Below are 24,084 nucleotides of genomic sequence, written 5' to 3'. Positions count from 1 at the left end.
ACCGCCACTGCGACAGCCTAGCGGCAAGCAGCGACGCATGAATATAAGCGTTCCATCATTGAGTGTAGCGCGTTGCCCGCATGCCGTCCTGCTACGCAAGAAGCGGCGCCAATGGTAAGGTAAGCGCTTCCCCCACAGCTGTTTGGAAGCTGCCATGTCACCGCTACTCGGCCAGCGCATTCTGCTCGGTATCAGTGCCGGCATCGCCGCCTACAAGAGCGCCCACCTCGCCAGGCTATTGAAGAAGGCCGGTGCCGAGGTACGCGTGGTAATGACCGACGGCGCCCAAGCCTTCATTACCCCGCTGACGCTGCAGGCGCTGACCGGCGAGGCGGTGCGCACCTCGCTGCTCGACCCCGAGGCCGAAGCCGGCATGGGCCATATCGAACTGGCGCGCTGGGCCGACACCCTGCTCGTCGCCCCGGCCACCGCCGACCTGATGGCGCGCCTAGCCCACGGCCATGCCGACGACCTGCTGACCACCCTGAACCTGGCCAGCGACGCGCGACGCGTGATGGCCCCGGCCATGAACCAGGCGATGTGGCGCCACCCGGCGACGCAGCGCAACGCCGAACGCCTGGCCAGCGACGGCTGGCAACTGCTCGGCCCCGCCGCCGGCGACCAGGCGTGTGGCGACGTCGGCCCGGGGCGCATGCTCGAACCCGAGGAGATCGTCACCGCCCTGACTGTCGGCGAGAGCGCCGGCCAGGGTGGCGACGCAAGCGCCAATGCCTCTGGCCCCGCCGCCGGGCTGACCATCACCCTGACCGCCGGGCCGACCCGCGAGCCGCTCGATCCGGTGCGCTACCTGACCAATCACAGCTCCGGCAAGATGGGCTACGCGCTGGCCGCCAGTGCCGCCCGCCTCGGCGCCCGGGTGCGACTGATCAGCGGCCCGGTGAGCCTTGCAACCCCGCCGGGCGTGGAGCGCATCGACGTCGAGACCGCCGAACAGATGCACGCCGCCGCGCTGCGCCTGGCCGTGGATAGCGATGCCTTCATCGGCTGTGCGGCGGTGGCCGACTACCGCGCCGCCGCGCCCGCCGAGCACAAGCTCAAGAAGCGCGACGACGCCGAGAGCCTGACCCTCGAGCTGGTCAAGAACCCCGACATCATCGCCGCGGTGGCCGCACTGCCGGCCGCCCAGCGGCCGCTGGTGGTGGGCTTTGCCGCCGAGACCCAGGACCTCGAGCACTACGCCCAGGACAAGCTGACCCGCAAGGGCCTCGACATGATCGTTGCCAACGACGTGTCGCTGGCCGGCCAGGGCTTCGGCGCCGACCATAATGCCGCCCTGCTGCTGTGGCGGCGCCCCGATGCGACGACACCCGGGCGTCACCAGACGGCGACGCTTACCAAGACCGAGCTCGCCGACACCATCCTCCACCACCTGCTCGAGCGGCTCAGCGCGCGGCAGGCCAGCGACCCGCACACCCAGGACACACCATGACCGCACCCGCCGACCGTCCCCGCCTCGCCGTCAAGATTCTCGACGCACGAGTCAGGGAGTTCCCACTGCCCCACTACGCCACCCAGGGCTCCGCCGGCATGGACCTGCGCGCCCTGCTCGATGCTCCGCTGACGCTGGCACCGGGCCAGTGTGAGCTGGTACGCACCGGACTCGCCGTGCATATCGCCGACCCCGGCCTGGCCGGCATGATCCTGCCGCGCTCCGGCTTGGGGCATAAGCACGGCATCGTGCTCGGCAACCTGGTCGGCCTGATCGACTCCGACTACCAGGGCGAGCTGATGATCTCGGTGTGGAACCGCGGCACCAAGCCGTTCGTGCTCGAACCCTTCGAACGCCTGGCACAGTACGTGCTTGTTCCTGTGGTGCAGGCCGAGCTCGAGGTCGTCGACGACTTCGACGCCAGCCTGCGCGGCGACGGCGGCTTCGGCAGCTCCGGCCGTCACTGAATCCTGGATATGCAAAAAGGAATTGCCCATGAGCTCTGAACACAGCGCCTCCGTTCCGGCTTCGATCTTCCGCGCCTACGACATCCGCGGCATCGTCGACGAGACCCTGACCGAGGCCAGCGTCGAATTGATCGGCCGCGCCATCGGCAGCGAAGCCGCCGCCCGCGGCGAGTCGACGGTAGTGGTGGCCCGCGACGGCCGCCTCTCCGGGCCGCGCCTCAGCGCCGCCCTGACCCGCGGCCTGACCGCCGCCGGCCGCGACGTCATCGATATCGGCATGGTGCCGACCCCGGTGCTCTACTACGCCACCCACGTGCTCGACGGCACCCGCTCCGGCGTGATGGTCACCGGTAGCCACAACCCCCCCGACTATAACGGCTTCAAGATCGTGCTCGGCGGCGAGACACTGTCCGGGGACGCCATCACCGCGCTCTACCAGCGCCTCGTCGACGACGACTTGAGCGCAGGCCAGGGCAGCGTGCGCGAGGAGGACGTGCGCGACGCCTACCTCGAGCGCATCCTCGGCGACGTATCGCTGGCCGGCCCGATCAAGGCAGTGGTCGACTGCGGCAACGGCGTGGCCGGCGAGCTGGGGCCCAAGCTGATCGAGAAGCTCGGCGCCGAGATGATTCCGCTGTTCGCCGAGATCGACGGCACCTTCCCCAACCACCACCCGGACCCCGGCAAGCCCGAGAACCTGGTCGACCTGATCCGCACCGTCAAGGAGACCGGCGCCGACATCGGCCTGGCCTTCGACGGCGACGGCGACCGCCTCGGCGTGATCACCCCCGCCGGCGAGCTGATCTACCCCGACCGCCTGATGATGGCCTTCGCCGAGGACATGCTGTCACGCAACCCCGGCGCCAAGGTGATCTTCGACGTCAAGTGCACCGGCAACCTGGCCCAGGTGATCGAGGCAGCCGGCGGCACCCCCGAGATGTGGCGCACCGGCCACTCGCTGATCAAGGCACGCATGAAGGAAACTGGCGCCCTGCTGGCCGGCGAGATGAGCGGCCATATCTTCTTCAAGGAGCGCTGGTACGGCTTCGACGACGGCCTCTACGGCGCCGCTCGGCTGCTCGAGATCCTCGCCAAGCAGAGTGAAGACGCCGACGCCTACTTCGCCCGCTTCCCCCAGGACCTCGGCACCCCGGAGCTCAACATCACGGTAACCGACGAGAACAAGTTCGATATCGTCGCGCGCCTGGCCCGCGAGGGCGATTTCGGCGACGACGGCATCAAGACCACCCTCGACGGCATTCGCGTCGACTACCCCGACGGCTGGGGCCTGTGCCGCGCCTCCAACACCACACCGGTGCTGGTGCTGCGCTTCGAGGGCAAGAGCGAGGCGGCCCTGAAACGCATCCAGGCCCAGTTCGGCGCGGCACTGTCCCAGGTCGCGCCGGACATCGAGCTGCCCTACTGACCCGTTTGACACGAGGACCTTCGATGACCGATCAACAGACCCGCGACCCGCAGCTGACCGTCGAGGTGCTCTCCGAGGCGCTGCCCTACATCCAGCGCTTCTCCGGCAAGACCGTGGTGGTCAAGTACGGCGGCAACGCCATGACCGAAGATACCCTGATCGACTCCTTCGCCCGCGACATGGTGCTGCTCAAGGAGGTCGGCATCAATCCGGTGGTGGTGCACGGCGGCGGGCCACAGATCGGCGACCTGCTGGCCAAACTCAATATCGAGTCGCGCTTCGTCAACGGCATGCGGGTCACCGACGCCGAGACCATGGACGTGGTGGAGATGGTGCTCGGCGGCCTGGTCAACAAGGGCATCGTCAACCTGATCAACCAGGCCGGCGGCAAGGCCATCGGCCTGACCGGCAAAGACGGCTCGCAGATCCGTGCCCGCCAGCTCAAGGTCGAGCACCAGACGCCGGAGATGACCGCCCCCGAGATCATCGACATCGGCCACGTCGGCGAGGTCGAGCATGTCTCCACCGACCTGATCGAGATGCTCGCCGAGCGCGACTTCATCCCGGTGATCGCACCGATCGGCGTCGACCGTGAGGGCCACAGCTACAACATCAACGCCGACCTGGTGGCCGGCAAGGTCGCCGAGGCGCTGTGCGCCGAGAAGCTGATGCTGCTGACCAACGTCGCCGGCCTGATGAACGCCGAGGGCGAGGTGGTCACCGGCCTGTCGACCCAGCAGGTCGATGCGTTGATCGCCAATGGCACCATCCACGGCGGCATGCTGCCCAAGATCCGCTGCGCTCTGGAAGCGGTCAAGGGCGGCGTGGCCAGCGCCCATATCATCGACGGCCGCGTGCCCCATGCCACTCTGCTGGAGATCTTCACCAACGCCGGGGTCGGCACCCAGATCCTCGAGACCGGTTCAGCCGGCGAGTAGGCCACCGCCATTCACCTCACGGCGGGTTTGCCCCGCCGCGAGGGCGACAGTAGGATGAGCGGACAACGGGATCATTAGAAGAACATCATGACGCAGGAAAATTCGAAAACGAACCGCCGGGATCAGATCCTCCAGGCGCTGGCGCTGATGCTCGAAGAAGACAGCGGCAAGCGCATTACCATCGCCGCGCTGGCGCGCCAGGTCGGGGTTTCCGAGGCGGCACTCTACCGCCACTTCCCAAGCAAGGCGCGGATGTTCGAGGGGCTGATCGAGTTCATCGAGGAGAGCCTCTTCGAGCGCATTCGACGTATCCTCGACGAAACCTCCGAGGCGCTGCCGCGCTGCCAGCAGATCCTCACCCTACTGCTGGGCTTCGCCGAAAAGAACCCCGGCCTCACCCGGCTGCTAGGCGGCGACGCGTTGACCGGCGAGACCGCACGGCTACGGCTGCGCATCCACCAGCTCTTCGAGCGCCTCGAGACCCAGCTCAAGCAGGTGCTGCGCGAGGCCGAGCTGCGCGAGCAGCGCCGCCCCAGCCTGCCCGCCTCGGCGGCTGCCAATCTGCTGATGGCCCACGCCGAGGGGCGCATCTCGCAGTACGTGCGCAGCGACTTTCGCCGCCGGCCCACCGAGTACTGGGACGACCAGTGGCAGCTGCTCTCGGCCCAGCTGCTGATGGAGGTGCCCAGCCTGGCCAGGGCCTGAGCGCCGCAGGATGATACGCTTGAGATTTCCGTCGTCAACCAAGAACCCCCGCCGGATTGACTCCGACGGGGGTTCGCGTATTCGACCTCGGCATTAGCTACCCGCTACTGACCTGCCGGGCGCTGGGCAGCGTTACGCCACCAGCGCATCGCCGATCTGCCGCTTGATCTTGTTCATGGCGTTCTTCTCGAGCTGGCGGATGCGCTCGGCGGAAACGCCATAGACATCGGCCAGTTCGTGGAGCGTGGCCTTGGGCTCGTTGAGCCAGCGGCGCTCGAGGATGTCCCGCGAACGCTCGTCGAGCTCCTTCAACGCCAGCTGCAGACGGTGGGTCGAGTCCTCTTCCCAGTCACTGTCTTCGAGCTGGGTCGCCGGATCGAAGCGGGCGTCGTCGAGAAAGTGCACCGGGGCCTGGTAGGTCTGCTCGTCGTCATCGCTGGGCGAGCCGTCGAAACCGGCATCGTAGGCGGACAGCCGCCCCTCCATGTCACGCACCACCTCAGGCTTGACGTCGAGGTCCTTGGCAATGGCATCGACTTCGTCGTTGTTGAGCCAGGCCAGGCGCTTCTTGGCGCTGCGCAGATTGAAGAACAGCTTACGCTGCGCCTTGGTGGTGGCGATCTTGACGATGCGCCAGTTACGCAGCACGAACTCGTGGATCTCGGCCTTGATCCAGTGCACGGCGAACGACACCAAGCGCACGCCCTGGTTGGGATCGAAACGCTTGACCGCTTTCATCAGGCCGACGTTGCCCTCCTGGATCAGGTCGGCTTGGGGCAGGCCATAGCCGGAGTAGCTGCGTGCGATATGCACCACGAAGCGCAGGTGCGACATGACCAGGCGGCGTGCGGCCTCCAGGTCGCTATGTTCATGCAGGCGGAACGCCAGTTCGCGCTCCTCCTCTGCAGACAGTACGGCAATGCCGTTGACCGCCTGAATATATCCATTCAGGTCGTGGCCCGGGGATAAATGACCAACAGGCTGAAGACTGGTACTCATGTGACGAGGGTCTCCAAGGTTGCCTACTTTGATGAATGCCGGTACGTGACGATGGGTAACCGTACGACCATACTTAGCTGCCTAACTACACTACTGGTCACTCAGACACCCTGTGGCCGCAAAAGTTTCCATCTGCCCGTGCCAATCGGGTGCTTCCAGTACTGCCATGAAGCTCAGGAGGGACGCATCTCGGCGAGATGGCGGCTCACCGCAATCCACGCCCCCAGCAGGCCCAATAGTGTACTCGAAAATAGCAGAGTTGCCGAGCCCGCGGCATCCAGCTGCGGCAGGCTGAAGTGGGCGCCGTAGCTCTCGGCCAGCGCCGTCACCGGTGCCGCCAGCCACTGCCCGCCGAGACTCAGCAGCGCCCAGGCCAGCAGCCCCCCCCCCAAGCCATACCAGGCGCCACTGTAGAGGAACGGGCGGCGCACGAAGGCGTGGGTGGCGCCGATCAGCGTCACCACCTCGATCTCCTGGCGGCGACTCTCCACCGCCAGGCGAATGGTGTTGCCGACGATCAGCAGCACGCCGAGGCCGAACAGCACCGCCAGCGCCAGCGCTACACGGCGCCCCAGCTCGGCAAGCTGCGCCAGACGCTCGATCCACGCCAGGTCGAGGCGCACCTCGTCGACGCCGCTGACCGCTTCGAGCTGCTCGGCCAGGGCGCGCACCGCGTCCGGCCGAGTCTCGCGTGGCGAAACCACCACGCTGGCCGGCAGCGGGTTATCGTCGAGGCGGCCCAGCGCATCGGCCAGGCCCAGCGAGTCCTGGAACTCGGCCATGCCCTCGGCGGCGGTGATCAGTCGTGTGGCGTGCACCTCCGGGTGAGCGCCGAGCGCTTGATTGATGCGCATGGCCTGGGACTCGTCGACCCCGGCCTCCAGGTAGGCGGTCAGGGTCGCACTCTCGTCGAGCTCGGCGTCGAGCAGCCGGGCGCTGTCGAGCACCAGCCACAGCGCCGCCGGCAGCACCAGCGCGATGGCGATGGCCAGCATGGTCAACAGGCTGCCCAGCGGATGGCGCAGCAGCCGTCGGGCGCTGTCGAGGCACATCGCGCGGTGGTGGCGCAACCAGCTGCGCAGGCGGCTGCTGGTGCGCGTCTGGTGGCTACGCGCGCCGCGCCGCGGCGCAGGCTGGGCGCCGCTCATGCCGCCTCCTGATCGGCCACCAGGCGGCCTTCACGCAGCTGCAGCACGCGGTGACGCAAGCGCGCAATCAGCGCCAAGTCGTGGCTAGCGATCATGACCGTGGTGCCGATACGGTTGAAGTCTTCGAACAGCGTCATGATGTCGGTGGAGAGCTGCGGGTCGAGGTTGCCGGTGGGCTCGTCGGCGAGCAACAGCGCCGGCTTGTTGACCACCGCCCGGGCGATGCCGACACGCTGCTGCTCGCCGCCGGAGAGCTCGATGGGCAGGGCCCGCTCGCGGTGCAGCAGGCCGACCTTGTCGAGGGCGGCGCGCACGCGCCGCGAGGCCTCGCGGGGCTCGACGCCCTGGATCTCCAGCGGCAGTGCCACATTGTGGTAGATCGAGCGATCGAACAGCAGCTGGTGGTCCTGGAAGACCACGCCGATCTGGCGCCGGTAGAAGGGCACCTGGGAGTGGTGAAGGCGGTTGATATCGTGGCCGGCGACCAGCACCCGGCCACGCGAGGGCCGCTCGAGGCGCATGATCAGCCGCAGCAGCGAGCTCTTGCCGGCACCGGAGTGGCCAGTGAGAAACAGCATCTCGCCGCGCTCGACCTGGAAGTCGATATTGGCCAGCGCCTCGAAGCGCCCGCCGTAGCGCTTGCCGACGTGTTCGAAGGCGATCACGGCTCAGCGTTGCTCGTCGCGGGCGAACAGCGCATCGACGAAGTCGCGGGCCTCGAACGGGCGCAGGTCGTCGAGGGTCTCGCCGACGCCGATATAGCGGATCGGCGTGCCGAGCTGTTTGGCCAGGGCGAAGATGATGCCGCCCTTGGCGGTACCGTCGAGCTTGGTCAGGGTGATGCCGGTGACCGGCACCGCCTCGTTGAAGGTGGTGGCCTGGGAGATGGCGTTCTGGCCGGTGCCGGCGTCGAGCACCAGCATCACTTCGTGGGGGGCCGTGGCGTCGAGTTTGCCCATCACCCGCTGGACCTTCTTGAGCTCCTCCATCAGGTGGCTCTTGTTGTGCAGCCGCCCGGCGGTGTCGGCGATCAGCACGTCGATCTTGCGCGCCTTGGCGGCGGCCACCGCGTCATAAATCACCGAGGCGCTGTCGGCGCCGGTGTGCTGGGCGATCACCGGAACGCTGTTGCGCTCGCCCCACACCTTGAGCTGCTCCACCGCGGCGGCGCGGAAGGTATCGCCGGCGGCCAGCATCACGCTGCGCCCCTCGGCCTGGAAACGCTTGGTCAGCTTGCCGATGGTGGTGGTCTTGCCGACCCCGTTGACGCCGACCATCAGGATCACGAAGGGTCCTTCCCCCTTGGGCGGCAGCGCCAGCGGTGTGGCCACCGGATCGAGCATGGCGCCGAGCTCGTCCTGCAGGGCGCGATACAGCGCCTGGGGGTCGGCGAGCTCCTTGCGCGAGACCCGCGCCGAGAGGCTGTCGATGATCTCGCTGGTGGCCTCGATGCCGACATCGGCCAGCAGCAGCTGGGTCTCCAGCTCCTCCATCAGGTCGTCGTCGATCTGCTTCTTGCCCAGGAACAGGTCGGCGATACCCTCGGTGAGGTTGGCGCGGGTCTTGCCCAGGCCCTGCTTGATGCGCGCAAACCAGCCGCGCTTTTCGGGCACATCGTCACTGCCCGCCAAGGCCGTCGGCTCAGGCTCAGGCTCAGGCTCAGGCTCAGGCTCAGGCTCAGGCTCGGCAACAGTATCGACCGCGGCCGGCGTGGCCAGCTCGTCGACTTCATCCGCCAGCGGCGTCTCGTCGAGCGCACTAACCTCGCCGTGGTCGGCCGGGGCGTCGGCGAGTGCCTCGCGGGCCGCGGCCTGCTCACGGGCCGCGGGCGTGACGTTGACGGCGACCTGCTCGGCTCTTGGCTGGTCATCGACCGCCGCGTCCGGTGTCTCGTCGTGCTGCGATTCGTCGAGCGCCTGGGCGTCCTTGGGCGACTGCTGGGACTCGTCCTGCTGCTTCTTGCGCTTGAAAAATCCGAACATGGGCGTGATCTGACCTCGGCACCTGGAGAATCGCGGAACAATCGGCTCATCCTACCACCGCCGACGGTGACTGTGGATAAGCCCGGCGGTACAATTCGGCCACCATGACTCGACGACGCCACCCCTCACGCCGCCGCCCTGCCGCCCGTGCCAACCAGGCAAACGGTCGCCTGCGCATCATCGGCGGCGAGTTTCGCCGCCGGCTGCTGCCGGTGCTCGACCGCCCGGGCCTGCGCCCTACGCCGGACAGGGTGCGCGAGACGCTGTTCAACTGGCTGGCCACTGCGCCACTCGGCGCCCGGGTGCTCGACCTCTATGCCGGCACCGGGGCGCTGGGGCTGGAGGCACTGTCGCGGGGCGCCCGCCAGGCCCACTTCGTCGAACGCGACAAGGACGTGGCGGCGGCCCTGCGCGACAACTTGGCCACCCTCGGCGCCAGCGGCCGTGTCTCGATCGGCGAGGTGCTGCCGCTACTCGACGCGCGGGACGACGAGGCGGCGCCCTACACGCTGGTGTTTCTCGACCCGCCGTTTCGCCAGGACCTCGCCGAGGCGAGCTGTGCGACCCTCGAAGCCGGCGGCTGGCTCGCCGAGCGCGCCTGGATCTACCTGGAAACCGAGGCCGAACTGTCGCCCCAGGTACCGCTAACCTGGACGCTACACCGCGAGGTGCGCGCCGGTGACAGCCACGGCCGCCTCTACCATCGCGAGATGTCGCCGCCCAACGACGCTTGCTGAGTTGCGCCACGCATCGTACGCTGCGCCCCAGGCCAGCCCCGGCATCCCGTCCGGGCACCAGACGCCACTATCGAACCAGGAGACCAGGATGAGCATCGAACTCTTCAATCAGCTCGAGCAGAAAGTCGGCAACGCCGTCGAGGCTATCGAAATGCTCAAGATGGAGGCCGAGGAGCTGCGCGAGGAAAATGCCCGCCTGAAGCAGGAGCACGAGCAGTGGCAGCAGCGGCTCAGCGGCCTGCTGGAGAAGTTCAACGAGCTCGACGCTGGTGGCAACGACGGCGCCTGACTCTCAGCGGCTATGGCCGGTGAGCGGGTAGGAGAGCAGTAGCGCATCCTCCCGCGCACCCGTGCCACGCCCCGCGGGCGGCGGATAGTAGCCGCGCCTTACGCCGTCGTCGCCAAAGCCAACACGCCGGTAGAGTGCCAGTGCGGCAAGATTGGAGGCGCGCACCTCGAGCAGCAGCCGCTCGCTACCCCACTCTTTGGCCTCATCGAGCAGTGCCGTCATCAGCCGTGCGGCCAATCCCCGGCGTCGCGCCTGGGGAGTCACGGTAATCGCCTGCAGCTCGGCATCGAAGGGCTGGCGGCTCAGCACCGCAAAGCCGCGCAGCCCACTCTCCGCCCGTTGGCCCTCGCCGATGCCCCATACGCTGCCCTGAACATCGGTCAGCGCGCCCATCAGTTGCACTCGCGACCAGGGGTGCGCCTGGCCAGCCCGCTCGACCCGCTCCACCGCGTCCAGCCACTCGGCGTCAAGCCGCGCGAGCCAGGGTTCCACCATTGTCATTCGCTCACGCCGCCATCGGCGGCGCCCAACCAGGCCTCACGCCACTCTCCCCGGTACGGCAACAGCGCACGTTTGGCGTCGCCGTCGCGGCCAAGCTCGGCAAGCGAGGGCCCCTGCCAAGCCGGGAGTTTGAGCAGACCGCAGTGGCCCGCCTCGATCGCCAGCACCGGGGCAAGCGTCGGTGCCTCGCCGAACAGCAGCAAACGCTCAGGCCGCCAGCCGCCGCGCCGCCGCCCGTCAATGAACGCGCGCAGGCCATCGCGCGCCTCATCGAGCGGCGCCTCCACCGGCAGTTCCTCCATCATCGGCCAGTGAAAGGCCTGGAACACCGGTGGTTCGGCCAAATGGATACCGGCGGCGTGGAGCAGATTGCCCAGCAGCCGCAGGTCCGTGGCATTCGGCGCACTGGCCTGGGGCAGCAGCACCAGCCAGCGCCCTTCGAGTGCGGTGATTTGCAGGCTGAAGTGCAGCGCCTGCTGGGGTTCGCCGGGAGCGGTCGTGCTGTCGGCCTCACGAGATACCTCGGGAGGTTCTTCAGCCACGTCCACGCCCAGCATGGCCCGCGCCTTACCGCGCCGCGGCGGCTTGGCGGGGGCCGGCGCCTCCGGCGTCGTCGCAGGCCGGGCCGGCACGTCGTCGAGCAGCGCATGCAGCCGCTGCGACGGCGCCGGGGTCTCCGCCACCTCGGGCTGCGGCCAGTCGCAGGCCGGCGTTTCCAGGGCATTGGGCAGGCGATAGCGCGCCACCCAGGCGGTGACGCCCATGGCGCTCAGGTACTGCAGACGCTGGGGCTCGCTGGTCACGCGCTGCTGCCACCGCGGCAGTTGGGCGAGTCGGGGCGCTGCCCGCCGCGCGCCTGCCACTCATTGGGGGTATAGGGGTGCAGCGCCAGGGCGTGCACCGGTCCGGCCAATTCATCGGCCAGCAGCGCATACAGCTGCTGATGACGCTTGACCGGCATCATGCCCTCGAAGCGCTCGGAGACCAGGGTGACCTTGAAGTGGGTTTCCGAGTTAGCCGGCACGTTGTGCCGGTGGCTCTCGTTCTCCACCGTCAGCCAGGTGGGCGATAGCGTCTTGAGCTTGTCCTCGATCTGGGCCTGAATGCTCATGGCGGTTGCCTCGTGGTAATCGCGTCGTGAAGTGAGCGGAGTAGAATCATTGTACTCTTTCAATCCCGCTCCGGCGACGCACGTTCGGCCAGCGACGGACGCGCCTCGGGCGCCAGCCGGATACGCCGCAGACTGACTGCCACGGCCAGCGCGCAGGCACCGCAGCCCAGCCACAGCGAGGCCTGCACCGAGCCTGCACCGAGTGCCAGGAACACCCCTACCAGTGCCACGCCCAGGGACTGGCCGATGGTGCGGGTGGTGCTCATCATCCCCGAGGCGTTGTTGCTGCGCGCCCTGGGTACGCTGCTCATCATCTCGCGGTTGTTGGGCGCCTGGAAGACCCCGAAACCGAGCCCGCACAGCGCCGTGCGCCACAGGATGTCGACGATACCGGCGCCATCGGGTACCAGCGCCAAGGCCACCAGCCCAACCAGCAGCAGTGCAAGCCCCAGGGTCGAGAGTAGTGTCGGATTGAAGCGGTCGGCCAGGCGCCCGGCCAGCGGTGCGGCAAACATAATGGTCAGCGGCCAGGGCGTGAACAGCCAGGCGGTCTGCAGCGGCGAGAAGCCCATCTCCTGCTGGTAGAGAAACGACAAGGCGACGAACGCCAGCCCCTGGCTGACGAAGGCCAGCCCCGAGACCATGATCGCCAGGTTGAAACGTGGCTCATCGAATAGCGTCAGTGGCAGCAGCGGGTGGCTGGCGCGGCGCTGGCGGCGCAGGAACAGCCAGCCGGTGACCAGGCTGGCCAGCAGCAGCCCCAGTACCTGCCACCACGGCGCCTGGTGACCGGCACCATCCATGGCCAGGAAGAAACTGGCCAGCATCGTCGCCGAGAGCAGTGCGCCGGCGATATCGAAACCGCCGCGGCGGCGCGACTCGACGGGCAGCGCCTTCGTCGCCAACACCAGCGCCAGCAGCCCCACCGGCACGTTGAGCGCGAACAGCCACGGCCAGTCGGCAAATGACAGGACCACGCCGCCCAGCGTCGGCCCCGAGGCGTAGCCGGCGGCCACCACCACCGCGCTGAGCCCCATCGCCGCGCCCAGCAGCCGGGTAGGGAAGATCAGCCGATAGATCGACGGCCCGATCGACAGCGTGGCGGCAGCCCCCAGGCCCTGCAGGGCGCGGAAGGCCAGCAGCATCTCCAGGCCATTGGCCAGGGCAGCGCCCAGCGAGGCCAGAGTAAACACCGCCAGCCCGGCGATATACAGCCGGCGGCGGCTGACCAGCTCGCTGAGCGAGGCAAACAGCAATAGCGTCGCGGCACACACGATCTGGAACAGGCTGACCACCCACACCGCCCGCGCCGCGGAGATCTCGAGGTCGCGGGCGATCGACGGCAGGGCGATATTGATCATGGTGGTATCGATCACCGCCATCAGGGTGCCGACCATCACCGCCAGCACGGCAATGCGGCGCTCGCGGCCGGGCAGGCCATCGTCATCGGGGCGGGTCTCGAACAATCGGCTCATCGGTTTTCCTGGCGTTCCACTGACACGAAAAGACCGGCCTTGGCCGGTCTCGTCTCCCCGCGGGGAGATCCTGCTAGGCGGGCGATAGCGGCGCCCAGCGGCCACTCAGTCGCGGTCGTTCTCGAGCAGTAGGGCATCGTCGACCTCGGCGATCTCCAGCGGCGCCTCGTCGTCGAGGTCGACCGCCAGGTAGCTGTGCTCGACCTGCACGAAACGCTGGAACAGCGCCCAGTCGAGTCGCTCGGGCCACTGCCGCTCGTCCTCTTCCCAGGCGCGCAGCTCGGTCTCGAGAATCTCCATGTAGCGTTCGTTGATGAACGCTTCGAGCGCTTCCGGAGTATCCATCTCCGGAATCAGGTAGACGGTGTTTTCGCGGTCGATATCGTCAATCGTCAAATCATCGTCACCGACCGTGGGCTCCAGGGAGTTGATCCAATCCAGAAAGGCCTGGGTCGGCTTGACGCTCAGGGCGGAGCGATTAAGCAGTTTCATCACGATCTCCTCGACGGCGAAACGCCGACCATTATGGGCGCTCGAAGCGCACCTTACCAACACTTCCGGCCCATTCACTCTCGGAGATGAACGCCAGACGTACAAGGCAACGCTCACACGCTGTTAACCCTTCCCTGGGCGCTCCATTCTTCATCCCTGAAGAATGAGGTTCGCTTTTGCCTTGCCCGTCTGGCTCCGATGCGCCGCGCCTCCCCTTGCAGCTGCCTCCGGCGCCCCTCATGGTTTGTTGCAACGTGCTTTGCTTTCAGAGTTCGGCTTTACTCCGCCCCTTAAGAATGAGGTTCGCTTTTGCCTTGCCCGCCTGGCTCTGATGCGCCGCGCCTCCCTTTACAGCTGCCTCCGGCGCCCCTTTAGTCAGTCGGCTTCTGGGCGCATGGCCGGGAACAGCAGCACATCGCGGATCGAGGCGCTGTCGGTGAACAGCATCACCAGCCGGTCGATACCGATGCCCTCGCCGGCGGTCGGCGGCAGGCCGTACTCGAGGGCGCGCACGTAGTCGGCGTCGTAGTACATCGCTTCCAGGTCGCCGGCATCCTTCTCGGCGGACTGCTCGCGGAAGCGCTCGGCCTGGTCCTCGGCGTCGTTGAGCTCCGAGAAGCCGTTGGCGATCTCGCGGCCGCCGACGAAGAACTCGAAGCGGTCAGTGACGAAGGGGTTGGCGTCGTTGCGCCGCGCCAGCGGGCTGACCTCGGCCGGGTACTCGATGATGAAGGTCGGCTGGTCGAGGCGATGCTCGGCGACCTCCTCGAATATCTCGGTGTGCAGCTTGCCCAGGCCCCAGCTCGGCTTGACCTGGATGCCCAGGCGCTCGGCCACTGCTGCTGCGGCCTCGCGGCTGTCGAGGTCGGCATCGTCGATGCCCTCGCCGTACTCGAGGATAGCCTGACGCATGGTCAGGCGGCGGAACGGCTGACCGAACTCGTAGGTGGTGCCCTGGTAGACCAGCGTGGTGGTGCCCAGCACCTCCTGGGCGGCGTTGCGCAGCATCTCCTCGGTGAGATCGAGCAGATCCAGGTAGTCGGCATAGGCCCAGTAGAACTCGAGCATGGTGAACTCGGGATTATGCCGGGTCGAGAGGCCCTCGTTGCGGAAGTTGCGGTTGATCTCGAAGACCCGCTCGAAGCCGCCCACCACCAGGCGCTTGAGATACAGCTCCGGCGCGATGCGCAGGTACATGTCGATATCCAGCGCATTGTGGTGAGTGATGAACGGCCGTGCCGCCGCGCCGCCGGGGATCGGCTGCAGCATCGGCGTCTCGACCTCCATAAAGCCGCGCGCCTCGAAGAAGCGGCGAATCGAGGCGATCACCCCGGCACGCACCTCGAAGGCCTTGCGCGATTCGGGGTTCATGATCAGGTCGACGTAGCGCTGGCGGTAGCGCGCTTCCATGTCGGTGAGGCCGTGGAACTTGTCGGGCAGCGGCCGCAGGCTCTTGGTCAGCAGCGTGGCCTCGACCATCATCACGTAGAGGTCGCCCTTGCCCGACTTGTGCACCGGACCGCGGCCGGCCACGATGTCGCCGATATCCCAGCCTTTGATGTCGTCGAGCACCTCGGCGGGCAGCCCCTTCTTGTCGACGTAGAGCTGGATCTGCCCCGAGACGTCCTGAATCACGATGAACGGACCGCGCTTGCGCATGATACGCCCGGCCACCGCGGCCTGGCGGTCGAGGGCTTCGAGCTCGGCCTTGTCCTTGTCACCCAGCTCGGCATCCAGCTCGGCGGCCAGGCTGTCGCGACGGAAGTCGTTGGGAAAGGCGCTGCCGCCAGTCTTGGTGGCGTGCTCGCGGCGCGCCGCCAGCTTGGCGCGGCGCTCGGCGATCAGGTGGTTCTCGTCGTGATGGGGGCTATTCTGTGAGGCGTCGTGGTCGGCCATGTCGTTACCTGTAATGAATTGGCTGCGGGCTGCAGACTGCGAGCGCAACGGGCTGGCTGGCGCTCGCGCCCGTGGCTCGAAGCTACAGTCCTTGCTTCAAGCTGGCTTCGATAAACTGGTCAATATCGCCATCAAGCACCTTGTCGCAATTGCTCGACTGCACCCCGGTGCGCAGGTCCTTGATGCGCTGATCGTCCAGCACGTAGGAGCGGATCTGGCTGCCCCAGCCGATATCGGCCTTGGACTCCTCGGCCTCTTGCTTAGCGGCGTTGCGCTTCTGCATCTCGTGTTCCCACAGCCGGGCCTTGAGCTGCTTCATGGCGAAGTCGCGGTTGGCATGCTGGCTGCGCTGGCTCTGGCAGGCCACCACGATACCGGTGGGCTCGTGGGTGATGCGCACCGCCGAGTCAGTGGTGTTGACGTGCTGGCCGCCGGCCCCGCTGGAGCGGTAGGTATCGGTGCGCAGGTCGGCGGGATTGATCTCGACCTCGAAGCTATCGTCCACCTCCGGCGACAGGAACACCGAGGCGAAGGAGGTGTGACGACGGCCGCCGGAGTCGAACGGGCTCTTGCGCACCAGGCGGTGCACGCCGGTCTCGGTGCGCAGCCAGCCGAAGGCGTGGTCGCCCTGGACGTGGATGGTGGCCGACTTGATGCCCGCCACCTCGCCGGCCGAGACCTCGGTGATTTCGGCCTTGAAGCCGTGGTGCTCGGCCCAGCGCAGGTACATGCGCAGCAGCATATTGGCCCAGTCCTGGGCCTCGGTGCCGCCAGAGCCGGCCTGGATATCGAGATAGGCGTTGTTCTCGTCCATCTCGCCGGAGAACATGCGCCGGAACTCGAGCTTCTCGAGGCTCAGCTGCATGCCGTCGAGCTCCTTGCGGACCTCCTCGACGGTACCCTCGTCCTCTTCCATCTCGGCCAGCTCGAGCAGGTCGGCGCTATCGGCCAGGCCCTGGTCGAGCTCGTCGATGGTGGCGACGATCTGCTCCAGGGAGGCGCGCTCCTTACCGAGCTTCTGGGCATAGTCCGGATCGCTCCAGACATTGGGGTCTTCCAGCTCGCGGGTAACCTCTTCTAGCCGATCCTTCTTCTCGGCATAGTCAAAGATACCCCCTCAGGACGTCTGTCCGCTCGGACAGGTCCTTGATCAGATTGTGAATCGGGTTGGTTTCCAACATGTGGCTCGCCTGAGTCTGCAGGGAAAACGGCCACCGCGGCCCCGGCGCAAGGCCGAACCGCGGTGGCACGAGAAAGAGCGACATTGTAACGAAAGCCGGCCGCTCCAGCTATCCCAGGCCCCAAACGCCAGCACCCGGCCGGAGCCGGGTGCTGGCTTGCTACGCGGGCTGGCCTAGAAGCGGTAGGTCAGCTGGGCGCCGAAGCCGTGGGCTTCGTTTTTGTAGTCGGCGGAGTAGGCCAACTCTGTTTCTGCCGCACTGCCTTGATAGTCCGTTCGCGTTTGATCAACACGCGTACCACGCTCAGTCAGGTAGGAGTATGCGAAGTCCACTGTCAGGTTATCCATGGGTGTCCAGCCGGCACCAACCGAGAAGACACGACGGTCGTCAGAAGGGATCCGTGCGCTGCGGAACTCATCGCTGGTGGGAGTAAAGTCGAGCGTTACACCGGCACGCAGAGCCAGCTGCGGGTTAAGCTGATACTCCCCCCCTACAGCGTAGGCCCAGGCATTCGAATAATTCTGGGTCTCCCGGGTGATCGTTTCGCCAGCATCGTTGGTGACGTGAATTTCATTGAAGCGACTCCAGCGAACCCAAGAAACACCCGCCATTAGCTTCAGGCGGTCGCTCATCTGCTGGGTGACAGAGAAGTTGATGGTTTCTGGTGTGACCAGGTTCAAGCGCGCGTTATCCTCTAGCGCTGCGCCTGTCAGCGGGTTGGTCGCAACGGAGCCATCGGGATTGGTTGCCCTGTAGCTACCCGTTAGGTCGTAGTCGACTTTAGAGCGGTAAGTCAGGCCCAGCGTGGTTTCAGGAACCGGCTGGAAGATGACGCCAAGGTTATACCCCCATGCATCGTCATCCCCTTCCACCCTTGAGTCCAAGTCAGCGTCTGGGTTCGCCATCCCCATACCAGGCTGTGGCACTTGGCGTTGGAGCTCGCCATCCACGCGGTTATAGGTAATGCCGGCGCCTACCGACCACTGATCGTTGAACCTATAGGAGACGGTGGGCTGGGCGCTGATAACGCGGAGTTCGGTGTAGTTACCCAGGTTGCGTCCTACAAAGCCGTCCTCGTAGTCGGTCTTGGAACCAAACGGCGCATAGACACCAAAACCGAAGGCCAGCTGCTCATTGACGGGATGGGCATAAAAGGCAAAGGGAATCAGGGTGCCCGGCACCATGTCGCCTTCAGAGGACCCCTCAAGCGGCTGAGCAGCCCCACCGGTTAGCGCGTTGGAGCGAGTCGCCTCGGCATTGCTAATCCGGCTATTGACGTTGAGGTAGGTGCCACCGGCGGTGAGCTGCGCGCGATCCAAAAACGACATCCCCGCCGGGTTGCCGAAGACGATGGTGGCGTCGTTGACGTTGGAGCTGCGCCCGGCGTGGCCGTAGCCCTGGCCACTGACGCTCTGCTCGTTGATTTGGTAGCCGCCGGCGTTGACCTGACTGGCGAAGGCGGCGGCCGCGATGGCGATGGCCCAGGTAAGCTTGTTGACGTTGTTGTGCATATTATCGACGTCCTTTTCCAGGTGAGGCTGGAGCTGTTTTCTGACTTGCCCGCACCGGGCAAGGGCTTAGGCTTCCTTTTTCGCGCATCGCGCCTCCAGGATCAAGGCCAAACGTTTGTTTTAACGCAGTTTTTGCTAATACTTTGGTCGCACGAACGTTTGATATCTAGAACTTTCATTGACTTAGCCTGTCGCGTCAGCGCTGCCAACGAGGGTATATAACGTTGCTTGACCTAGGTGTTACCCAGAGGTTTTACACTTCTGACACGACTTCCGCTTGCGAGGCCACCATGAAAGTCAGCGAACTGGCCAAGGCCGCCGACGTCACCGCCGAGACGGTGCGCCACTACACCCGCGAGGGCCTGCTCACCCCGCGCCGCCACCCGGATAACGGCTACCAGCTGTATGGGCAGCAGGATCTGTCGCGGCTGCGCTTTATCCAGCGCGCCCGCACCCTGGGCTTCAGCGTGCGTGAGATCGGCGAGATCCTCGACCACGCCGACCACGGCGACTCCCCCTGCCCGCTGGTGCGCGACATGCTGGCCGCGCGCCTGCCCGAGGTGCGCGCCAAGATCGCCCGGCTCGAAGAACTCTCCGCACGCATGCAGCAGGCCCTCGACAACTGGGCCGACATGCCTGACGGCACGCCGGATGGCCATAGCCTGTGCCAGCTGATCGAGAGTTTTCCACAGCCCTTGGACGCCAGGCGAGGCGACCGTCATGAGTGATGCCCCCATCGAGCGCCGGGTACCAGGGATCAGCTGCCAGCGCTGCATCGGCAAGATCCGCCGCGCGCTGCAGGCCGAAGATCCCAATGCCGAGGTAGAGGGCGATCCAACCGCCAAACGGCTATGGGTGAGCGGCGTGCTGAGCGAGGCGCGGCTCGATGCGCTGCTGCTGAAAAGCGGTTTTCCGCCAGGCGATATGCACACCGACGCGCCAGCAAGCCCCGACGACGCACCGGCCGCGGCCACTGTCGCATCGCCACCCGCCGCCGATGGCGTCGACAGCCAGCGCCTGGCGATCTCGGGTATGACCTGTGCCAGCTGCGTGCGCTCGGTGCAGGAGGCCCTTGCTAAGGTGCCTGGCGTGGAGAACGCCACGGTCAACTTCGGCAGCCACACTGCCCAGGTCTACGGCCGCGCCGCGCGCGAAACGCTGATCGGCGCCGTGGAGGCCGCGGGCTACGGCGCCGAGCCGATTCTCGACCTGCGCGAAGCGGAGCTGGCGCGCCAGCGCAACGACGCCCGCGAATACCGCCGACGGCTGCGCGGTAGTGCCTGGTCGCTGGCGCTGGCCGTGCCGCTGATGGCCAGCATGTTCGTCTATCACCCCCATCCGGTGGGCATGGGCCGGCTGTTCTGGGCACTGATCGGCCTGCTGGCGTTGGCCGTACTGCTAGGGCCGGGCCGTCACTTCTTCGTCAACGCCTGGAAGGCCCTGCGTCATCACCAGGCCAATATGGACACCCTGATCGCCATGGGCACCGGCACCGCCTGGCTCTACTCCATGGCGGTGGTGCTCTTCGCTCCCTGGCTGCCGATGGTGGCCCACGGCATCTACTTCGAAGCCTCGGCGATGATCATCGGCCTGGTGCTGCTGGGCAATGCCCTGGAGCTGCGTGCCCGCGGCCGCACCAGCGAGGCGCTGCGGCGCCTGCTCGACCTGCAGAGCCGCCGCGCCCGGGTGATCCGTGACGGCGAGGAGTTCGAGGTCGAGCTGGATGCGGTGCGCCAGGGCGACCTGATCCGCGTACGCCCCGGCGAGCGCCTGCCGGTGGACGGCGAGGTGGTCGAAGGCGCCAGCCATATCGACGAGTCGATGCTCACCGGCGAGCCGCTGCCGGTGGGCAAGGCCGAGGGCGACGAGGTCAGCGCCGGCACCGTCAACGGCAAGGGCGGGCTGGTCTACCGCGCCACCCGGGTCGGCGCCGACACGCGGCTGGGCCAGATCACCGAGCAGGTGGCCCGCGCCCAGAACTCGCGCCCGCCGATCGGCGCCCTGGCCGACCGCATCTCGAGCGTCTTCGTGCCCGCGGTGATGATCATCGCCGTGCTCACCGCGCTGGCCTGGTTCAACCTCGGCGCCGAACCGCGGGTGATCCATATGCTGGTTACCGCCACCACGGTGCTGATCATCGCCTGCCCCTGCGCGCTGGGCCTGGCCACGCCGATCTCGACCATGATCGGGGTCGGCCAGGCCGCCGAGCGCGGGGTGCTGGTGAGAAGCGGCGAAGCGCTGCAGATCGCCAGCAAGCTCACCACCCTGGTGCTCGACAAGACCGGCACCCTGACCCAGGGCAAGCCCCAGGTGACCGAGGCGCACGTTTTCCCTGATGTGGCCCTGGGGGCCGACCAGCAGAGCGTACTGGGCCTGGTGGCGGCGCTGGAGCGCGGCTCGGAGCACCCGCTGGCCGCGGCACTGCTGGCGCACGCCGAGGAGAGCGGCGCCGAGGCCGCCGAGATTCGCGGCTTCGAGAGCGTCACCGGTGGCGGCGTCAGGGCCGAGAGCGACGATGGCCGGCCGCTGCTGCTGGGCAATGCCCGGCTGCTGGAAGACGCCAGCGTCGACCTGGCTCCCGGCAAAGCGCAGGCGGGCGAATTGGAGCAGCAGGCCCGCACCGTGGTTTACCTGGCCGTGGACGGCCGGCTCAGCGCCCTGTTCGGCATCAGCGATCCGCTGCGCGACGACAGCGTGGCCGCGGTCAGGCGCCTGCAGGCCGACGGCCTCAAGATAGTGATGCTGACCGGCGACAACCTGCACACCGCCGCCGCCATTGCCCGCGAGGTAGGCATCGACGACTTCCGCGCCGGGCTGCTGCCCGAGGACAAGCACGCCGAGATAGAACGCCTGCAGCAGGCCGGCGAGGTGGTGGGCATGGTCGGTGACGGCATCAACGACGCCCCGGCCCTGGCCCGCGCCGATGTCGGCTTCGCCATCGGCCAGGGCACCGACGTGGCCATCGAGAGCGCCGGCATCACGCTGATGCGCGGCTCGCTGCACGGCATTGCCGACGCCATCGAGATCAGCCGCGCCACGCTTGCCAACATCAAGCAGAACCTGTGGGGCGCCTTCGGCTACAACACTCTGTGCATCCCCATCGCCGCCGGGGTGCTCTACCCCTTCACCGGCATGCTGCTGTCACCGATGATCGCCGGGGCGGCGATGTCGCTGTCGTCGATCACCGTGGTCAGCAACGCCAACCGCCTGCGGCTGTGGAAGCCGCGTCAGGAGGCCGCCTCATGAGCTGGATCGTCAATCTCTCGGGCCTTGCGCTGATCGCCGCCATCGTCTGGTGGTTCTGGCTGGCCAAGCGTTGACCGCCCTTAGGGAAACGCTGAACAAATCGCCGAGCGAGATGAAGCGCCAGGCGCACGGAGCACAGGAACCGGAGCATATGGGGTATATGTGAGGATTCCGCGCACCGCGCAACGCAGCGATTCGCTCGTGTAGGCATTTGTGCAGTATTTCCTTAGCTGACGCCCATATAGCGGCCGGGCTTATGATTCAGCGCCACGATCAGGTTGAGCACCAGCGCGCCGATCACCGAGAGCGCCACCTTACCAGCAGGGTGCCGAGTAGCATCGCCATCACGTCCTCGTAGGGGCGATGCGGGTCCTGGGGAAGGTCAGCGGCGTCCATCCGGATGTCCTTGTATAACTACGTTTTGCGACGCTCAGCGAGGTTCGGCGTGCTCGATCATCAGCTGCAGGCTCTCGCGCCCGCGCCAGCGGTTGCGGTTGAGCTTGTAGGCGCAGCGCAGCGTCGCGCCGAGCCCGAAGGGCGGCAGCTCGCCGGGGGTCAGGGCGCGGAACCAGATCGCCTTGAGGCTGACGCCCTCGCGGGACAGCTCGAGCATCAGGTGATTGCCCTCGGCGCCCACCGCGCGCAGCGACTCGACCAGGAAGTCGCCCTCGAACAGCGGTGCATCGAACTCGCGCCCGTAGGGGGCCAGCGCGGCCAGCTCGTCGAGGGTGGCCAGTGTGAGCTGTTCGGCACGCAGTTCGCCGTCGGTGGGGATGCGCGGATAGAGCTCGACCTCACCCAACTGCTCGCTGACCGCTTGGCGCAGCGCGGCGTGAAAGGCCTCGAGCTGGTCAACGGGCACGCCGACCCCCGCCGCCCCGCGGTGGCCACCGAAGCGCGGCAGCGCCTGCGGCGCCAGTTCGTGGGCACGCTGCAGGGCATCGCGCAGGTGCAGTGCCTCGATGGAGCGCCCCGAGCCGGTCAGCATGCCGGCCTGGGCCGCCGGGGTTAGCACCAGGGTCGGGCGGCCGTAGGCCTGCACCAGCCGCGAGGCGACGATGCCCTGCACCCCGGCGTGGCCCTGCTCCAGATACACCACCAGCAGCGGCGCATTGTCGGCCAGCTGCGGCTGGGCCAGCGCCCGGGCCTGCTCGGCCATCTCGGCCTCGATGGCCTTGCGCGACTGGTTGTCCTGATCCAGCACCTCGAGATGCCGCTGCGCGAGGTGGTCCTCCTCGGCGAGCATGAAGTGCAGCGCCGCATAGGGGTCGTCGAGGCGCGAGCGGGCGTTGATCCGCGGCCCCATCTGGAAGGCCAGGGTCTCGGCGTCGAAGGGCACGCTATCGGCGCCGAGGCGTTCGGCCATGGCCCGCCAGCAGGCGGCGTCCATGCGGTTGATCAGCCGCAGGCCCTGGCTGACCACGGCGCGATTGGCCGGACTACCGCCCAGCGACACGCAGTCGGCCACCGTGCCCAGTGCCACGTAGGAGAGCCACGGCGAGAGCTTGGGCGTGGACTCGGCCAGCGCGCCCCACTCGATCAGCACCTGGCGGGCCAGCGACATGGTCAGCCAGGCCACCATGCAGCCGGCGATGGTCGGGTCGGGGTAGTCGCAGTCGTTGCGGGTCGGGTTGACGACGGCATAGGCCGAGGCCGGCGGCCCCTCCAGCGGCAGCGCGTGGTGGTCGCTGACTACCACGTCGATGCCTTCAGCCTTGAGCCGGGCGATGCGCGGTTCGTCGGAGCTACCGCAGTCGGCGGTGATCACCAGGCTCGGTCGCGGCGTAAGGCGCAGCGCGCGTTCCACCAGCGGCAGGCTGATGCCGTAGCCGTCGTTGATGCGATGGCCGATCAGGCTGTGCAGGCGACTGGCCGGCACCCCGAACAGCTCGGTGAGGGTGCGCAGGATCACCACATGGGAGGTGATGCCGTCGACGTCGTAGTCGGTGAGGATGCCGATATGCTCGCCCTCCATCACCGCTTGGGCGATACGCTCGGCGGCACGGCGACCGTCGGCGAGCCGCTCGGGGTGGGCGAGGTGGCGCAGGCTAGGCGACACCAGCGCTTCGATCTCGCCTTGATAGCCGGCCAGGCGACCGGCCAGGACCCGCGCCTGCAGCTCGGAGAGCCCTTCGCGCTGGGCGCGGGCATAGAGCGCTGCGTCGCGGGGGCGCGGCTCCAGCCGCGGCGTGAGCCGGCTATGCAGGTCGGTGGGGGCTATCACGTCCAAGCGTGGCTCCTGTTGCAACGAGGGGCGTTAGGTATTGGCCTTGTATCGACACGGACCAGGGGCGCCGGGCCTAGGGCAGCCGCGAATCTATCTATTGGTGGCTACCCGCTCGGCCAACGACGGGTGGTGAGGGGCACAGGAAACGAAGGTCATAGTGGGAATCCCCAGCCACTGGTAGCAGATGCCCGCTCGAGGCTGATCCGTCGACAGGCCTACGAGGGGGCGCTGTGAACCCATCCCTGGGCGCTACTTTTGCCATCCATGGCAAAAGACCCCCTCTCTGGCCTGTCCCCGGCGCCC

General features: G+C 67.2%; 22 protein-coding genes. 9 read left to right on the top strand and 13 right to left on the bottom strand.

Annotated elements, in window-relative coordinates:
- Positions 1-154 precede the first annotated feature (154 nt).
- The 5 genes from coaBC (at position 155) to slmA (ending at position 4,986) form a co-directional block, all read left to right on the top strand.
- Complete coding sequence (gene coaBC, locus CK498_RS13450) at positions 155-1,450, top strand: bifunctional phosphopantothenoylcysteine decarboxylase/phosphopantothenate--cysteine ligase CoaBC (RefSeq protein WP_095621393.1); 1,296 nt, start codon at positions 155-157, stop codon at positions 1,448-1,450.
- The gene (gene dut, locus CK498_RS13445; RefSeq protein WP_095621392.1) at positions 1,447-1,917 is read left to right on the top strand and encodes a dUTP diphosphatase; all 471 of its coding nucleotides are present in this window, start codon (positions 1,447-1,449) and stop codon (positions 1,915-1,917) included. The genes coaBC and dut overlap by 4 nt, the downstream gene beginning before the upstream one ends.
- Before the next feature lie 28 nt (positions 1,918-1,945).
- On the top strand, positions 1,946-3,343 hold the full coding sequence (locus tag CK498_RS13440; protein ID WP_095621391.1) for a phosphomannomutase/phosphoglucomutase: 1,398 nt from the start codon (positions 1,946-1,948) through the stop codon (positions 3,341-3,343).
- 23 nt (positions 3,344-3,366) lie between these two features.
- Positions 3,367-4,281 (top strand): acetylglutamate kinase, encoded by a 915-nt coding sequence (argB, locus tag CK498_RS13435; protein WP_095621390.1) that lies wholly within the window; start codon positions 3,367-3,369, stop codon positions 4,279-4,281.
- A gap of 87 nt (positions 4,282-4,368) precedes the next feature.
- Positions 4,369-4,986, top strand: a complete 618-nt coding sequence (gene slmA / locus CK498_RS13430) for a nucleoid occlusion factor SlmA (protein ID WP_095621389.1) — start codon at positions 4,369-4,371, stop codon at positions 4,984-4,986.
- A gap of 132 nt (positions 4,987-5,118) precedes the next feature.
- On the opposite strand, the gene rpoH is transcribed toward slmA, so the two are convergent.
- From rpoH to ftsY, 4 genes are all read right to left on the bottom strand, one after another.
- A complete protein-coding gene (gene rpoH, locus CK498_RS13425; protein WP_095621388.1) occupies positions 5,119-5,985 on the bottom strand; it encodes an RNA polymerase sigma factor RpoH in 867 nt (288 codons plus the stop codon).
- Between the two features lie 173 nt (positions 5,986-6,158).
- Entirely contained in the window at positions 6,159-7,133 is a 975-nt protein-coding gene (ftsX, locus tag CK498_RS13420) for a permease-like cell division protein FtsX (RefSeq protein ID WP_095621387.1), read from the bottom strand.
- A complete protein-coding gene (gene ftsE / locus CK498_RS13415; protein WP_095621386.1) occupies positions 7,130-7,798 on the bottom strand; it encodes a cell division ATP-binding protein FtsE in 669 nt (222 codons plus the stop codon). The genes ftsX and ftsE overlap by 4 nt, the downstream gene beginning before the upstream one ends.
- Before the next feature lie 3 nt (positions 7,799-7,801).
- Positions 7,802-9,115: a signal recognition particle-docking protein FtsY gene (ftsY, locus tag CK498_RS13410; RefSeq protein ID WP_095621385.1), complete on the bottom strand. Its 1,314-nt coding sequence runs from the start codon at positions 9,113-9,115 to the stop codon at positions 7,802-7,804.
- Between the two features lie 104 nt (positions 9,116-9,219).
- On the opposite strand from ftsY, the gene rsmD reads away from it, so the two are divergent.
- Entirely contained in the window at positions 9,220-9,852 is a 633-nt protein-coding gene (gene rsmD, locus CK498_RS13405) for a 16S rRNA (guanine(966)-N(2))-methyltransferase RsmD (protein ID WP_095621384.1), read from the top strand.
- Positions 9,853-9,940: 88 nt separating this feature from the next.
- Entirely contained in the window at positions 9,941-10,141 is a 201-nt protein-coding gene (locus tag CK498_RS13400) for a cell division protein ZapB (RefSeq protein WP_095621383.1), read from the top strand.
- 3 nt (positions 10,142-10,144) lie between these two features.
- Here the strand turns inward: CK498_RS13400 and CK498_RS13395 are convergent, their stop codons facing one another.
- From CK498_RS13395 to CK498_RS13360, 8 genes are all read right to left on the bottom strand, one after another.
- The gene (locus CK498_RS13395) at positions 10,145-10,642 is read right to left on the bottom strand and encodes a GNAT family N-acetyltransferase (RefSeq protein ID WP_229359069.1); all 498 of its coding nucleotides are present in this window, start codon (positions 10,640-10,642) and stop codon (positions 10,145-10,147) included.
- Positions 10,639-11,445, bottom strand: a complete 807-nt coding sequence (locus CK498_RS13390; protein ID WP_095621381.1) for a hypothetical protein — start codon at positions 11,443-11,445, stop codon at positions 10,639-10,641. The genes CK498_RS13395 and CK498_RS13390 overlap by 4 nt, the downstream gene beginning before the upstream one ends.
- Positions 11,442-11,753: a BolA family protein gene (locus CK498_RS13385; protein ID WP_095621380.1), complete on the bottom strand. Its 312-nt coding sequence runs from the start codon at positions 11,751-11,753 to the stop codon at positions 11,442-11,444. The genes CK498_RS13390 and CK498_RS13385 overlap by 4 nt, the downstream gene beginning before the upstream one ends.
- 59 nt (positions 11,754-11,812) lie before the next feature.
- Positions 11,813-13,228, bottom strand: a complete 1,416-nt coding sequence (locus tag CK498_RS13380; RefSeq protein ID WP_095621379.1) for an MFS transporter — start codon at positions 13,226-13,228, stop codon at positions 11,813-11,815.
- Positions 13,229-13,333: 105 nt separating this feature from the next.
- The gene (locus tag CK498_RS13375; RefSeq protein ID WP_095621378.1) at positions 13,334-13,720 is read right to left on the bottom strand and encodes a hypothetical protein; all 387 of its coding nucleotides are present in this window, start codon (positions 13,718-13,720) and stop codon (positions 13,334-13,336) included.
- A gap of 375 nt (positions 13,721-14,095) precedes the next feature.
- Positions 14,096-15,616, bottom strand: coding sequence for a lysine--tRNA ligase (gene lysS, locus CK498_RS13370; protein WP_095621377.1), 1,521 nt, complete (start codon positions 15,614-15,616; stop codon positions 14,096-14,098).
- Positions 15,617-15,698: 82 nt separating this feature from the next.
- Positions 15,699-16,797, bottom strand: a protein-coding gene (prfB, locus tag CK498_RS13365) for a peptide chain release factor 2 (RefSeq protein WP_141246952.1) whose coding sequence is annotated in 2 segments (ribosomal slippage) — positions 15,699-16,721 and positions 16,723-16,797 — 1,098 coding nt in all. Because the reading frame shifts where the segments join, the coding sequence is not laid out codon by codon here.
- A gap of 173 nt (positions 16,798-16,970) precedes the next feature.
- A complete protein-coding gene (locus CK498_RS13360; protein WP_095621375.1) occupies positions 16,971-18,308 on the bottom strand; it encodes an OmpP1/FadL family transporter in 1,338 nt (445 codons plus the stop codon).
- Between the two features lie 290 nt (positions 18,309-18,598).
- On the opposite strand from CK498_RS13360, the gene CK498_RS13355 reads away from it, so the two are divergent.
- Together CK498_RS13355 and CK498_RS13350 are read left to right on the top strand one after the other, a co-directional pair.
- Positions 18,599-19,036, top strand: a complete 438-nt coding sequence (locus tag CK498_RS13355) for a MerR family transcriptional regulator (RefSeq protein WP_095621374.1) — start codon at positions 18,599-18,601, stop codon at positions 19,034-19,036.
- Positions 19,029-21,554, top strand: coding sequence for a heavy metal translocating P-type ATPase (locus CK498_RS13350; protein WP_095621373.1), 2,526 nt, complete (start codon positions 19,029-19,031; stop codon positions 21,552-21,554). The genes CK498_RS13355 and CK498_RS13350 overlap by 8 nt, the downstream gene beginning before the upstream one ends.
- Positions 21,555-21,984: 430 nt before the next feature.
- Here the strand turns inward: CK498_RS13350 and recJ are convergent, their stop codons facing one another.
- The gene (recJ, locus tag CK498_RS13340; RefSeq protein WP_095621763.1) at positions 21,985-23,778 is read right to left on the bottom strand and encodes a single-stranded-DNA-specific exonuclease RecJ; all 1,794 of its coding nucleotides are present in this window, start codon (positions 23,776-23,778) and stop codon (positions 21,985-21,987) included.
- Positions 23,779-24,084: the final 306 nt, after the last annotated feature.

Source organism: Halomonas salipaludis, assembly GCF_002286975.1.
In the GTDB taxonomy this organism is placed as follows: Bacteria; Pseudomonadota; Gammaproteobacteria; order Pseudomonadales; family Halomonadaceae; genus Franzmannia; species Franzmannia salipaludis.
This window is presented reverse-complemented; position numbering and strand designations above follow the sequence as displayed.